The organism is Pseudomonas sp. MEJ108 (assembly GCF_030208985.1).
GTDB classification, from domain to species: Bacteria; Pseudomonadota; Gammaproteobacteria; order Pseudomonadales; family Pseudomonadaceae; genus Aquipseudomonas; species Aquipseudomonas fragariae.
Window position 1 is genome coordinate 20415 of sequence record NZ_JARVSW010000002.1, and the last position, 14477, is coordinate 34891.

The following is a 14477-nucleotide window of genomic DNA, read 5'->3' on the forward strand; positions in this document are numbered from 1 at the left end:
CACCTTTGTTCCTCTTTACAGTGATGCCTCCCGATGCGTGTTATTTCCCGAAACGTGGCTGCATGGAGCGCAGGCCTGATTGTTGTGGCGATTTTTCTCAGTGCGTGGCTCAGCCATCCACAGCACCGTATTGCGCCCTTTGCGGTCAGCCCGGCGCCAGTTGGCGCTGAGAGCGTGGCGCCCAAGGCGTCCTATATGTCGCGCTTCGCGTCTTCCGACCTGGACGATTTCGTGCATTCTTCAGCCGTGACGGCGTTGCCCGGCGGCGACCTGATGTCGGTATGGTTCGCCGGCTCTCGCGAAGGAGCGGGGGACGTCGAAATACGCACCTCGCGCTTCGATGCGGCCAGTGGCGAGTGGGGCGGCGAGCAGGTGCTGGCAACCCGCGAGTCCACCCAGGCGGGCACCGGCAAATACATCCGCAAACTGGGCAATCCGGTGATCGCCCTGGCTCCGGACAATCGCCTGTGGCTGTTCTACGTTTCAGTCTCGGTCGGCGGCTGGGCGGGCAGCACGGTCAACGCCATGGTCTCCAGCGACATGGGCGCCAGCTGGTCGCCGCCGTGGCAACTGGTGACAACACCGTTTCTGAACATCAGTACGCTGGTACGCGGTGCGCCGGTGTTTCATGCCGACGGTTCGATCGGCCTGCCGGTCTACCACGAGTTTCTCGGCAAGTTTGCCGAATACCTGTACCTGAGCGCCGACGGTGAGGTCATCGACAAGTTTCGCCTCAGCCGTGGCAACAATTCCCTGCAGCCCACCGTCGTGCCTTTGGATGGGCAGCGTGCCGTGGCCTTGCTGCGCTATGCCGGCGAGACGTTCCACCGGGTGCTGGCCAGCCGCACCGAAGACGGCGGGCAGAGCTGGAGCGAGCCGTATCCGTTGACCCCGAGCAACCCCAATTCTTCGCTGGCTGCGGTCGGTGTGCCGGGCAAGGGCCTGCTGGTGGCGCTCAATGACTTGCGCGAGGGGCGCTTCAAACTCAGTCTGTACGGGACTGACGAGGAGATGAACGTCTGGCGGCCATTGATGGATTTCGACAAGTCGCCCGATCCGCTGGGCACGCCGTTTACCCTTGAGGCGTACAAGGAGGTGATCGGCGAGGGCTTCCGCAGCTCCAGTGGTGCCCTGCGTCAACCGATGGAAGAGGCGTTTCTGAGCAATCTGGACCAACGCGTCTGCTCGCCTCAGGGCTGCGATTTCGAATACGAATACCCGTACTTCATCCGCAGTCCGGACGGCCTGTATCACCTGGTCTACTCATGGAATAACACCTTCATCAAGCATGTCAGCTTCAACGAGGCCTGGCTGGCGGAGCAACTTTTATGATCGCTTTGGGATTGGCTCATCTGGCGTTTGCCTGGACCCTGTTTGTGCTGTTGGCACCCTTGACCGCATCGTTATGGTGGCGCTGCGGCTTGCTGGCCGCCGCCTCGCTATTGAGTGTGATCTCAATCGACGGGCTGTCGATGGCGTCCTATGCCCGTAGCCTGACCGATGACCTGGCCATCAGCAGCCTGGTGCTCCTAGGCTGGCTGACCCTGCAGCGACTCGGTGTGCTCCAGCCGCTGGCAGCGCCCAGACGCGGGGTGATGCTGGTGGTGTTCGCTGCGCTGGCACTGACCCTGTACCCGGCCACGCTGGGCCTGACCTATTTCGATCCGTACCGCTGGGGCTACAACCCGCGGCCGATGATCATGATTGTCGCTGTCATCGCGCTGGGGCTGGTCTTTATGCGCAATGCGCTGGCCGCCGTGATGCTCAGCGCGGCGACGCTGGCCTTCACTTTTCGCATCAAGCCATCGGAAAATTATTGGGATTACCTGATTGATCCGCTGCTTGGCCTTTACTGTTGTGGGGCCTTGCTGATTCTGGCTATCCGTTTTGTTTATCGCCGGGCAATGCAGACGCGCCGTCCGGCCGCTCTGTCTGTCGGCAATGTCTAGAGGAATGACGATGAGTTGGTTGCAATCGCGACGCCTGCATTATTGGCTGGGCGCGGTCATGGTGGTGTTCCTGCTGTCGGCGTTGCTGAGGGGCGTGTTCTTCTACGGGTTTTCCGGCATCGAACCGGGCACGCTGTTCACGCATGGCGAGGTCGCCCAGACGCTGGGCATCGGTTTGCGTTTCGACTTGCGCCTGGCGCTGCTGATACTGCTGCCAGTCGCGGTGCTGCTCTGGTTGCCGGGCTGGAACCTGATCAGCGTGCGTGCCTTGCGCTGGCTGGCGCGAGGTTATCTGATCGTGACGCTGGCGATTCTGACGATGATCTACATCGTCGATTTCGGTCATTACGCCTATCTCGGCGTCAGGCTCAACGCCAGTGTGCTGCGCTATCTGGAGGATGCGCAGATTTCCCGGGACATGCTCTGGCAGACCTATCCAGTGGTGTGGATCACTGTCGGTTGGCTGCTCACGGTCGCAGTGCTCGGCTGGGTATTGATCAGGCTTGAGCGTGTCACCCTGGACCGTGAGGCCAGACCGATCAAACGCTGGTCCGCGGTCTGGGGTTCGGCACTGATGATCTGTGCAACCTTCCTCGGCCTGTTGGGCCGGGTGGAGAATCTCAATCTGGAAAACCCGGTACCGCTGCGCTGGAGCGATGCGTTCTTCTCCGGCAACAGTCAGGTGGCGGCGCTGGGGCTTAATCCGGCGCTGTTTCTGTACGACACGCTCAAGGTCTCGCAGTCGAACTTCGATGAGCCTCAGGTGCGCAAGCATTATGAAAAAGTCGCGCGTTATCTGGGCGTCCGCCAGCCAGACGTGCAGGGGTTGAGTTTCAAACGTCATCAGCCCGTGCAGCCTTACCGGCTGCCGGGCGAGCGGCCGCCGAATGTCATGTTCGTCATGCTCGAATCGCTGGGCACCAGCGCTGTCGGCGCCTACGGCAACCCGCTGAACCCGACGCCGAACCTGGACCATCTGGCCACCCAAAGCTGGTTCTTCAAGCACTTTTACGTGCCGGTTACCGGCACTGCGAAAACGGTCTGGGCGAGCATCACCGGGGTACCCGACGTGACCCGGCAGGAAACGGCTACACGTCATCCGCTGCTCACCCGGCAAAACACCATCATCAACGACTTCAAAGGGTACGAGAAGCTGTACATGATTGGCGGCAATTCCGGCTGGGCCAACATGAACGCCCTGATCCGTCGCAGTATCGACGACGTACGGCTGTATGACGAGCGCGACTGGAAGTCACCGCAGGTGGATGTCTGGGGGATTTCCGACCTGGATCTATTCAAGGAGAGTGACCGGATCCTGCGTGCGTTGCCAGCCGACAAACCGTTCTTTGCCTACGTGCAGACTGCGGGCAATCACCGGCCGTTTACCATTCCCAAAGACAACGACGGTTTTCAGGTCAGCGACAAGACCGTGGAGCAGGTCCAGGCCGCCGGTTCGCGCAGCGTGGAGCAGTACAACGCGGTGCGCCTGCTGGATTTCAATATCGGGCGGTTGATGGAGCTGGCCAAGGCGGGCGGTTACTACGAAAACACCATCTTCGTGCTGTTTGGCGATCACAACACGCGCATCAGCCAGATCCCGCACATGGCGCCAGCGTTCGAGCAATTGGGCCTGGAGAGCAACAACGTTCCGCTGTTGATTCACGCCCCTGGCCTGCTGGGCACGCGGGTCGTCGACGAAGCGGTCGGCCTCGCCGACCTGTTGCCGACACTCGCCGGGATGGCCGGTATGGACTTCACCAGCGGCACCATGGGCCGCGACATTCAGCAGGCGGCTCCGGAAGGTGAACGCGTAGTGCCGCTGGTACTGCGCGAAGGTACGTTCCCGCTGATCGGCGGTGTCACGCGCAACTACCTGCTGCAAATGGAACACGACGGCAGTTCGCCAACGCTCCACGACCTGTCTTCGCCCACGCCGCTGGATAACGTTGCCGAACAGAATCCGCAAGAGTTCGAGCGGCTGCGCGACCTGACCCGCGGTCTGCATGAAACCTCGCGAATGATGCTGTATCAGAACGTGCGTTGACCACGCGAGCTGGCCTTTTCAGCGTTGTCACGCAAGCCGCTGGTCGAGTCAGTGGCTTGCGTGAGGATGGCATCGTTATTGGATGATGTTAAAGTGCTTGCCTCTGTGAACCGCTCGCGCATCTGGCGCGTATAGGGTTCGGTTTTCAACTATCGTTATTTGGTCGATAGCGGATTTTCGGGCGGTGGCAAGCCGTCGTCTTATTTCGCTGACTGTTTTTCTTTATGGATTGTGGTATTTCATCGCAAACGCAGGAAAAACCTGTCAGATTTTGCTCTGAATCTGTATTTTGGCGGCCTGTTTTCGCTCGGATGCGTTTTCTGCCCATTGCACACTCAAGAGCCTTCCTGGATGCCGGCAAGTTTTCCACGTGTTACCCCGCCGAAACTGCTTGATGCACTGCGTGCTGAAACCAGTCAGTTGCACGTCAGGCTTGAAAAACGCATGCCGTTTTTTTCATCCGCTCTCGATCACGCTCTTTACCTGCGCCTGCTTCAGGCCTATTACGGCTTTTATGCACCGCTTGAAGCGGTATTGCACGGCAGTGCCTTGGTACCTGCGGAGCTTGTCCCGGCCGAGAGGGTCAAAACACCTGTGCTGGTCGAGGATCTTCGTGCGCTGGGGATGTCCGATCACGACATCGGGCAATTGCCCCGCTGCCAACAATTGCCCGCCATTGATTCTCCCGGCGCCTGCCTGGGTGTGATGTATGTACTGGAAGGGGCGACATTGGGCGGGCAGGTGTTGCGACGCGAAATAAACCGGCGCCTGGGTCTCGATGAGCAAAGTGGCGCGGCCTTTCTCGATGTGTACGGTGCCCGCACCGGACCTCGCTGGAAGGCGTTTCTGAACCATCTGGATGAAGTGTCGCGGGAAGTTGCTTTTAATGATGCTGCCGCGTTTGCAGCGCACTCCACATTTGCATGTTTCGAGCACTGGCTCGAGGGTCAAAAGGTACTGTTATGAGCCAACTCGACAAAGACGCCTTTGAAGTCCTTCTGGCCAATTGTGCGGATGAGCCCATTCAGTTTCCCGGCGCCATTCAACCCCATGGCCTGCTGTTTACCCTTGCAGAGCCCGAGCTGACGATCCTGCAAGTCAGCGCCAACGTGCAGACTGTGCTCGGTCATGTGCCCGAGCAGTTGCTCGGCAAGGGGCTGGACTGTGTGCTGGGCGCTGGCTGGGCCGAGGTGATCAGAAGCGCCAGTGCCCATGATTCGTTCATCGACGCGCAACGCCTGCTGATGTCGATCAACGGCATCGAGTTCGAAGCCTTGTTACACCGTCATCAGGGCGTTCTGGTGCTGGAACTCGAAATTCAGGGCAAGGATGCGCAGTCGGTGAGTTATTCCGAGCGCACCGGCAACATGGGGCGCATGTTGCGTCAACTGCACGCTGCGAGTGATCTGCAGACCCTGTATGAAGTCAGTGTCCGCGAGATCCAGAAAATGACCGGTTACGACCGGGTGCTGATCTACCGCTTCGAAGAGGAGGGCCATGGCCAGGTGATCGCCGAAGCGTCGGCGCCGTCCATGGAGCTTTTCAACGGTCTGTTTTTCCCGGCATCGGACATTCCCGAGCAGGCACGCGAACTGTATCGCCGCAACTGGCTGCGCATTATTCCCGATGCCGATTACATCCCGGTGCCCCTGGTGCCTCAACTGCGCCCGGACACTCAGCAGCAGCTTGATCTGAGTTTTTCGACGTTGCGCAGTGTTTCACCGATCCACTGCCAGTACATGAAGAACATGGGCGTGCTGTCGTCCATGAGTGTGTCGCTGATTCAGGGCGGCAAGTTGTGGGGATTGATCAGTTGCGGCAACCGCACGCCGCTGTACGTGTCTCACGAATTGCGCAGTGCCTGCCAGGCGATAGGCCAGGTGCTGTCGCTGCAGATCAGCGCCATGGAAGCGCTGGAAATAAGCCGTCAGCGAGAGGCGAAGGTCAGGGCGCTCGAGCAATTGAATCTGGCCATGGCCGGGTCCGAAGAAAACGTCTTCGATGGCCTGGCGCAGCAACCCCAGTTGTTGATGGATCTGGTCGGCGCGACCGGCGTCGCCATCATCGAAGACCGGCAAACGCATTGTTTCGGCATCTGCCCTGAGCCGTCCGACATACGTGCATTGCATGCCTGGATGATCGCTGGTGGCGAACCAGTGTATGCCAGTCATCATCTATCCAGTGTCTATGCGCCTGCCGAGGCTTATCAGCCAGTCGCCAGCGGCGTATTGGCGATGAGCCTGCCAAAGCCGGTCGACAATGGCGTTATCTGGTTTCGTCCCGAGGTCAAGGAAACGGTCCAGTGGAGCGGTGATCCTAAAAAGCCATTGAACATGGAAAGCTCGGCGGGCGGCATGCGTCTTCGGCCGCGTACCTCGTTTGAGATCTGGAAGGTCGAGATGACCGGGATCGCTACGAAGTGGAGCTACGGCGATGTGTTCGCCGCCAATGACCTGCGCCGCTCCGCCCTGGAAAATGACCTCGCCCGTCAGGTGCGCAGGGAGCAACAGGCTGTTCGCGCGCGTGACGAGCTGGTAGCGGTCGTGTCCCATGACTTGCGTAACCCGATGACGGTCATTTCCATGCTCTGCGGGATGATGCAGAAGTCGTTCAGCTCCGATGGGCCGCATACGTCGCGACGTATTTCCACGGCAATCGATACCATGCAGCAAGCGGCCAGCCGCATGAATGTGTTACTCGAAGACCTGCTCGACACCTCGAAAATCGAAGCGGGCCGCTACACGATTACGCCGCAGCCACTGGAAGTCAGCCAGATATTCGAGGAGGCCTATACCTTGCTGGCCCCGCTGGCGATGGACAAATCCATCGAGATCTCCTTCAACGCCGAGCCTGACCTCAAGGTGCAGGCCGACCCGGAGCGTCTTTTCCAGGTGCTGTCCAACCTGATCGGCAACGCCATCAAGTTCACCCCGAAAATGGGTACGATCGGTGTGGCGGCAATGTCCAACGGCACTGAAATCGTATTCACCGTACGGGACTCCGGCGAGGGCATCCCTCCCGAGCAGTTGCCACACATCTTCGAGCGCTACTGGACCGTCAAGGAAGGCAACCCGACCGGCACCGGCCTGGGCCTTTACATCTCCCAGGGCATCGTCAAGGCCCATGGTGGAGAACTGGTAGCGCAAAGCCGGGTGGGCGAGGGCAGCGAGTTCCGCTTCACGGTGCCCATGGCGGTTTGATCGCTTGCTCAGGCTTGCAGTGAGTTTCAGCTCAAGCCTGAGTCGCATCAGCCCTGATACCAGTGGGTGGCCTTTTCGATGTATTCAACGTTCGCTGGAAGTACCTCGCGCAGGAAGGCGAGGTACTTGTCCATCAACGCCTTGCTGGGAAAGCGCGCGGCGAAGCCGGTGGTGATATCGTCGCAATGGATAATGACCATCAGGCGTTTGTGATCGACCGTGACAAATTCGTGCAGTTGCCAAGGGGCGGTTTGTCGATGGTGGACAGGGTTTTCCCAATTCAGCAGTTTGATGGCGGCGATGAAGGCCATCGCCACCGGACCGACCAGAAAGAGCAACGATCCGGTCAGGATGGCGACGAATCCGAATACCAGCATGACGAAAATGGCGATGCCTTTGAAGAAACTTGAGGCGAAGTCGGGGTAGTGGAGGTAATACTCGACGGTTGCTCCATCGGTTTTCAGGGTGTAGTTGTAGATGGTTTTTTGGCGGATGAGCAGGCCTACGAAATAGGCAAGAATGCCGGCGAGCGCTAATATCGTACCTACTAGTAAATGAGGTGTTTCTAAAAACGGTTTCCAGCCTCCCCAAATATAAAGTGAGCTCGCAGCTAAGTAAAGTGTGATAAATATGGATTGTATGATCATTATTTCTCTAGGCGAGCTAGCAAGTGTTTTGATTTTCCAGTTCATAACATCTTTACCTTGTGGCAAGGTTGAGATTTTTTCTTGTGGGATCATAGTGGCTTGCTTTCTGCAACTTCAAGTGTTAAGGCTCCAGTCCTGCTTAATGCTTTTACTTCAAGTTCTACAGCGGCCAAACCATCACTCTCAGTGTCGCCTCTTGTGCCCAGCTCTATCTGAAACAGATAGCCTCGATCCTCCTCGCCAGCATGTATCAGATTGCTGGGGTACCAGATTTGCAGCTCAAGATATGTTGCGTCCTTGTCGAGCGGCACCCAGGTTTCCCAGATGAGGTCTTCGTCTTCAGGCGGCATGAGAGGATAAGTGAAGTCTTCACTTGCTTTGCCAGTAGGCTCGTTGCTGAACATCTTGAATTGCTCCACCCTCCTGAATTGCCCGCGATTCAGAAAGCTATCCTGTATTGGTCGGTCTATTTTTTCTACAGGTAGTAGCCCCCATGGTCGTTTGCTGCTAATGACGTTGAAATGTAAGGAGTTTCCACGTACCAGATTTGGTAAGCGCACTTGTACTCCTGCGCCATTTTGTACTGCTACCCTCATGTAATCACCTTTTCCAAGGTAACGGTCTTCGTAATGTACGGTGCTTTTTACATAAACTTGAGGGGATAGTTGGATTTCCAGTAATGTCTGTATTTCTTCATGCTCACCCTTGGTCGTTTCGGGGTGACGGAAGTTTACGGTTTTCGACCAGCAACACCTACGTAGCCACCAGCCTACACTGTCTTGTTTGAAATGATTTAAAGCTATTGTAGCGAAAAGATAAATAAAGCCGGTCATTAGTAAGACAATGCTTAACCATGAGCTCATTGCAATAGTTGTAATTGTGCTGGCTGGGGATATTCCTGCGCTTAACTGAACTGTTGAAGCTGCTCCCATTACGAAGACAGAGGCGCCCTTTACGCTGAGTGCAGTTTTTTCTTCTAATGTTCTAGCTGCGTCAAAGTCTTCAAGAATATCTTTCAATTCTAATGTGGCCGCCGCTATCCCAAACGCCCCCATCGCCACCATCGAACCTCTAAACCCACGTATAGCATCCCCCCAAACCGCATTACCCCGTGCTTTCCAGTAAGCCGCCGACTTATCGAGAATGCCTATGTTATAGCCGCCAATAGAGAGGGGCTTCGCATCCCTGATAACCGCCCACGGCGCTTCAACAAATACCGCCATCAACAAGTTAAAGCTATACCCCAACCCATACGTCACCTTACCGATGTCCTTGGTGCTGAAGTCTCCGTCTCGAGTAAGGTCGCGATAGGTGAAGGCGGTGTTGATGAAGTTGAGCATGATCACGCCCCAGGTGATCGAGCCGGCAATGCCTCCCAGTCCATCGAGCCAGCGCCTGGCGCCGGTCAGCCAGTCTTTGGTGATGGCTTTGCCGGACTGGAAGTGCAGGCGAATCTCGTCCTGCAACTGCTTGGCGTATTGATTGTTCTGATAGTCGAGCAGGGCGGGCATGCTCAGTTCGTGCAGGCGAAGTTTTTCCTCGAGCGCGCGCAGGTGGCTGGCGATGCTTTTGCGGGGGTTGTAAGCGGTTGGGTAGAGCCAGCTGCGGCGGGTATCGCTGATCTGTTTGTTGAGTACCTGCCACTCACTGATCCAGGTTTTCAGCTTCGCGAGCATGTTGTGATCGATCGCGATACGCGCCGTCGAACCGAGCAGGATCTGGCCGATCAACAGCGTGCGAATCAGTGCAACGATGTTCTGCTGCTTGCCCACTGCCAGGCGGCTGTCAATGGGCACCCAGGCCAGCAGGATACTTTCGAACGTTGCCTTGCCTGCGCTGCTGGCCAGTTGGCCGAGGGCTTTGAAGGTTTCCTGAACGGGTTGTTTCAGCGCCTTCATCCACGGCTTGTCGGCAAAGCCCTGGTGATTGAGCGTGCCGTTGAGTTCGCCGATGCGGGTGGCCAGGTTGGTGATGTCGCCGAGGCCGTTCAGCAGCGCGTTGGCCTCCTGATGCAGCGCGTGTTTGAGCGCCGGTGAGAAGCCGTAGCGCAACGTGCCAAACAGGCTGCTGTCGTTGGCTTCCTGTTCGGCGAGCCAGGCGCTGGCGGCGTTGTCCTGAGCGTAAATGATCTGCAGGTTGAGCATGAGCGTTTGCAGGTACAGCAGGCTTTCAGGGTGAGAGGTGTCGATAAACAGCTTGAGGGGTTCTGTACCCAGATGAGTCGACCATTGCCGGAAATCGCTTTGCGTGTCACGCACCTGTTGCAGAAGTGTGTCGCCGGTTGGCAGGTGCTGCTGAAGGTACGCACGCGCACCACTCAGATCGACCTCGCGACGCCATTTGTGGCGATCTTTCCAGGCTTGCAGGGCCTGGTCGGAGGGCGCGCTGCCGTATCGCATTTCAATCGATTTGCGCATATCCAGGCTCTTGAACATGTCCGGCATCAGCAGAAAATCGCCGGGAACGTTACTGCTGCTGATCTGCGCTTCCTCAAGGATGCACTGCTCGAAGTAAGCTTCGAGCTCGCCCAGATACTGGTGAGTGAGCGCGGCATTGCCGCGTACCGATGCCGGCAGTTTCTCCGGTTCACCTTCAGCGCCACATAGCGTGGTGACGGTCTGGGCAATCTGGATCTTGTGTTCGTGCTCGGCTTGCCAGTTGCGGTAAGCGGCCTGATCGGCGGCCAGTTGCATGCCCAGATCGTTGAAAATGGCCAGAGGGTCATCAAGGGCGATAAGCAGGGAGCTGTTCTTGTCTTCAACGCTACCCTGCCAGAAAACGTCAGCGCCGATTGGTGAAAACAGTGCCTTACCTTCATCGCTATCCGAAGGCGGGCGAGCAGCAGGAATCGCCGAGTCTGCAAAGCGGTCATCATCAACCACATGCTCCTTGTCGATGTCCGCTACCGCTTCGGCAATGTGGTTCAACGGCAAGGTATCCGGCTCGGCCATGGTCATGCAGTAGCGTTTCAGATCCAGCGCTTTCATCCATGACGCGCGGCTTGCCGGATTCGAGCGCAGGTGTTCGCAGATTCGCCAGGTCCACTGCTGCGCTGAAAAGGCGATGTGAAGCCGGTTGTTTCGCGGATAGAGCAGGAAGGGTTTGCCATCGTCGGCACCGCTTCGCCGGTCACTGCCGATCTGTGCGTCTGTCCAGATGATGCGGCTCAGATAACCATTGGCAGCTGACGAGACGTACTCATGAAAGGTCCCGGCCGTTTCGTCATAAACATACACGTAGCCGTCATACAGTTGGCGAAGGGTATAGCTTCGTGTTTTCAGCTTGGGCATCACTGCCCATTGGCTGCCCTTGAGCAGCGGTTTCAGCTTCTCGGGCGCGGCATCGTAGCGGGAGCGGTCCAGCGCGTAGCGCACTGGCACGATGGCGACGTCAGGTCCCCGGAAGGGACACAGGCTGGTGGCCGTGGCGGGAGTTTTGGCGAACGTTGCAGCACGTCGTTGAGTATGGGTGCCGGATTTGTCGGTCATGCATGGAATCTCTGCGCAGAAACGGGCGATATCGCCCGCTGTATACAGAGGTGCATTCCAAGATATGTGCCGACTGTCTATTTATCGATATAAAACAAAGAGATAGAGATTTAAAGCAAAGATATCGAGCAAAAAAAGCATGAAATAGTGCGCAAACATCTGCGCACATGCGCTGACTCATACCTGTGTGTTGCAGCGCTTTAAATACAAGCCTTGGTCAGTTTCATGCGGGTATCGGGTGCGCAAAAATCTGCGCATCCCGCTCCACGCCAGCTGCGCAGGATCAAGCTGTCTTCGGCAATGGCGCTCAGGCGGTCCCTGCCACCTTGACTGCCGACGACCGACTGACCCGCAGTGCCACCAGACTGCCGACGATGGTCAGCGCGGCCAGTGAATACAGCGCCAGGGTAGTCGAGCCGGTCTGATCCTTGATCCAGCCCACCAGGTAAGGGCTGAGAAAGCCTGCCATCTGCCCAATCGAGTTGATCAGCGCGAGCCCGCCTGCGGCAACGCTGGCGCTCAGCAGGGCGGTCGGTAATGGCCAGAACATCGGCAGGATGGTCAGCGCACCCATGGTCGCGATAGTCAGCCCGATGATGGCAACGATGGGCAGCGTCGCGAAGTTGGCGGCGATGATCAGGCCGGTAGCGCCCATCAGCATCGGGACCACCAGATGCCAGCGGCGCTCATTGCGCAGGTCGGCGGAGCGGCCGACCAGCAGCATGAACACGCCCGCCATCAGGTACGGCACGGCGCTGATCCAGCCGATCACCAGTGCATCGCTGAAACCGAGGTTCTTGATGATCGACGGCAGCCAGAAATTGATCGCGTAGACGCCGCTTTGAATGCAGAAGTAGATAAAGCCCAGGATCCATATGAACGGCATGCTCAGCACGGAAGCCACCGAGCTTTTGCCGTGCACCGGACGGCTCAGTTCATCGTTGGTGATATCGGTCTTGACCCGCTGACGCTGCCCGGGCGTCAGCCAGCGGGCATCCTCGACCTTGTCGCACAGCAGAACGAAGGCCAGCACACCCAGCGCCACGGTCGGCACGCCCTGAATCAGGAACATCCATTGCCAGCCGGCCATGCCGCCCTGGCCCGCAGCGAAATGATTGAGAATCCATCCGGAAAACGGGCCGCCCAGCAGGCCGGAGACCGGGATGGCCGACATGAACAGTGCCATGATCCGCCCGCGACGCTGATCCGGATACCAGCGCGAGAGGTACAGCACGATGCCTGGGAAGAAACCGGCCTCTGCCATACCGGTCAGAAAGCGCAGCACGTAGAACTCGACCGGCGTGGTGACGAACATCAGGCAGGTCGAGAAGATTCCCCAGGTAATCATCATCAGACCGATCCAGCGACGCGGCCCGAAGCGGTTCAGCGCCAGATTGCTGGGCAGGCCACACAGCACGTAGCCAATGAAGAAAATACCGGCGCCCAGGCCATAGACCGTCTCGCTGAAACTCAGGGCATCGAGCATCTGCAGCTTGGCAAAGCCGACGTTCACGCGGTCGAGGTAATTGAACAGGTAACAAATGAAGATAAACGGGATAAGGCGCAGGGTGATGCGACGGTAGACAGGATTGCCTTCGGCGTCGCCCACCTCGTGGGTCGAAACAGGTGTCATGGCGGGTGTTCCTCTGTGCTTGTTGTTTTTATATAGCCAGATAGCTATTGGACGCACGTCTGATCATAGGCGGGCAGTGTCGAAAACGCTTTGGGGTTTTGCACGGCGGCGGGGAGCATGCGTTGTGTGATTGCACAACGCATGTCGACGGGCAGCCTATGGCTTGTGAGTACGCAGCTCAATCACAGCGCCGGGGCCAACGCTCTACTCGACAGCCTCATACGGCAAGCCTACATAATTCTCGGCAATGGTCCTGCGCCCGGCTTCCGAGCCGACGTAGTAGTCGAGTTCAGTCTGCTGGATGCGCTGGCTGAAGGCGTCGGTGTCGGGGAAGTTATGCAGCACCGACGTCATCCACCAGGAGAAGCGCTCGGCTTTCCACACTCGGCGCAGGCAGATCTGTGAATACTTTTCCAGCAGGTCAGTGCGGCCTTCCTGATAGACCTTGAGCAGGATGCGGTACAGCGTGCTGACATCGCTGGCCGCCAGGTTCAGGCCCTTGGCACCGGTCGGCGGGACGATGTGCGCGGCGTCGCCGAGCAGGAACAGGCGGCCGTACTGCATGGGTTCAACCACAAAGCTGCGCAGCGGCGCGATGCTTTTCTCGATGGACGGGCCGGTGACCAGTCGCTCTGCCAGATGCTCGGGCAGACGGGATTTGAGTTCATCCCAGAAGCGCTCGTCCGACCAGTCTTCGACCTTCTCGTCGGCACTGACCTGCACGTAATAGCGGGTGCGAATGGCCGAGCGCATGCTGCACAAGGCAAAGCCGCGCGGGTGATTGGCGTAGACCAGCTCTTCGTTGACCGGCGGCGTGTCAGCCAGTACGCCGAGCCAGCCGAACGGATAGACGCGTTCGAATACCTTGAGGGCGTCAGCGGGAATCGATTGCCGTGAGACCCCGTGAAAGCCGTCACAGCCGGCAATGTAATCGCAGTCCAGGCGCACGGTCTCGCCGTCTTTCACGAACGTCAGGTACGGACTATCGCTCTTGAGCTCGTGCGTTTTGACGTCCGTAGCGTTGTAGATCGTCATTGCTCCGGTCGCGGCGCGCGCGGCCATCAGGTCGCGGGTGACCTCGGTCTGGCCGTAGACCATCACCGTCCTGCCATCGGCAAGACTCTTGAGGTCGATACGCTCGCAGCGACCGGCGAACGCCAGCTCGAAACCGTCATGGATCATGCCCTCTGCGTCCATGCGTTCACTGACCCCCGCTTCACGCAACAGGTCGGTCATGCCTTGTTCCAGCACGCCGGCGCGGATGCGCGAAAGGATGTAATCGGGGTCCTTACGCTCGACGATGACGTTGTCGATGCCGGCACGCTGCAGCAGTTGGCCCAGCAGCAGCCCGGAAGGGCCTGAACCGATAATGGCAACCTTGGTCTTCATGGCGATAGTCCTGTCTTTTGATCCCTGCCAGGTTTAATCAGCGGGAAGTGTTTATTTTTGTCTCCTGCATTTTTAATGGATGCCGTCGAGATAAGAAGGCAATATCCGCTGCATTATCTGGACTTTT

Annotated in this window: 9 protein-coding genes; 5 read left to right on the top strand and 4 right to left on the bottom strand. The window is 58.0% G+C overall.

The window, feature by feature from the left end:
• Window positions 1-33 precede the first annotated feature (33 nt).
• The 5 genes from QRN50_RS00785 (at window position 34) to QRN50_RS00805 (ending at window position 7193) form a co-directional block, all read left to right on the top strand.
• A complete protein-coding gene (locus QRN50_RS00785) occupies window positions 34-1332 on the top strand; it encodes a sialidase family protein (RefSeq protein ID WP_011268479.1) in 1299 nt (432 codons plus the stop codon).
• Complete coding sequence (locus tag QRN50_RS00790; protein ID WP_024641199.1) at window positions 1329-1949, top strand: hypothetical protein; 621 nt, start codon at window positions 1329-1331, stop codon at window positions 1947-1949. The genes QRN50_RS00785 and QRN50_RS00790 overlap by 4 nt, the downstream gene beginning before the upstream one ends.
• Before the next feature lie 10 nt (window positions 1950-1959).
• Entirely contained in the window at window positions 1960-3993 is a 2034-nt protein-coding gene (locus tag QRN50_RS00795; RefSeq protein ID WP_011268477.1) for an LTA synthase family protein, read from the top strand.
• A gap of 351 nt (window positions 3994-4344) precedes the next feature.
• On the top strand, window positions 4345-4959 hold the full coding sequence (locus tag QRN50_RS00800) for a biliverdin-producing heme oxygenase (RefSeq protein ID WP_024652807.1): 615 nt from the start codon (window positions 4345-4347) through the stop codon (window positions 4957-4959).
• Window positions 4956-7193 (top strand): ATP-binding protein, encoded by a 2238-nt coding sequence (locus QRN50_RS00805; protein WP_032657005.1) that lies wholly within the window; start codon window positions 4956-4958, stop codon window positions 7191-7193. The genes QRN50_RS00800 and QRN50_RS00805 overlap by 4 nt, the downstream gene beginning before the upstream one ends.
• Window positions 7194-7240: 47 nt before the next feature.
• Here QRN50_RS00805 and QRN50_RS00810 read toward each other — a convergent pair whose 3' ends face one another.
• The 4 genes from QRN50_RS00810 to pobA form a co-directional block, all read right to left on the bottom strand.
• Window positions 7241-7933, bottom strand: a complete 693-nt coding sequence (locus QRN50_RS00810) for a permease (protein ID WP_192873919.1) — start codon at window positions 7931-7933, stop codon at window positions 7241-7243.
• Window positions 7930-11328 carry a toxin VasX gene (locus QRN50_RS00815; protein WP_285427491.1) on the bottom strand — a complete coding sequence of 1133 codons (3399 nt, stop codon included), beginning with the start codon at window positions 11326-11328 and terminating at the stop codon, window positions 7930-7932. Before QRN50_RS00815 ends, QRN50_RS00810 begins: the two co-directional genes overlap by 4 nt.
• A 307-nt stretch (window positions 11329-11635) precedes the next feature.
• Complete coding sequence (locus QRN50_RS00820; RefSeq protein WP_096127362.1) at window positions 11636-12961, bottom strand: MFS transporter; 1326 nt, start codon at window positions 12959-12961, stop codon at window positions 11636-11638.
• Window positions 12962-13165: 204 nt separating this feature from the next.
• The gene (pobA, locus tag QRN50_RS00825) at window positions 13166-14350 is read right to left on the bottom strand and encodes a 4-hydroxybenzoate 3-monooxygenase (RefSeq protein WP_024659438.1); all 1185 of its coding nucleotides are present in this window, start codon (window positions 14348-14350) and stop codon (window positions 13166-13168) included.
• Between the last annotated feature and the right edge of the window lie 127 nt (window positions 14351-14477).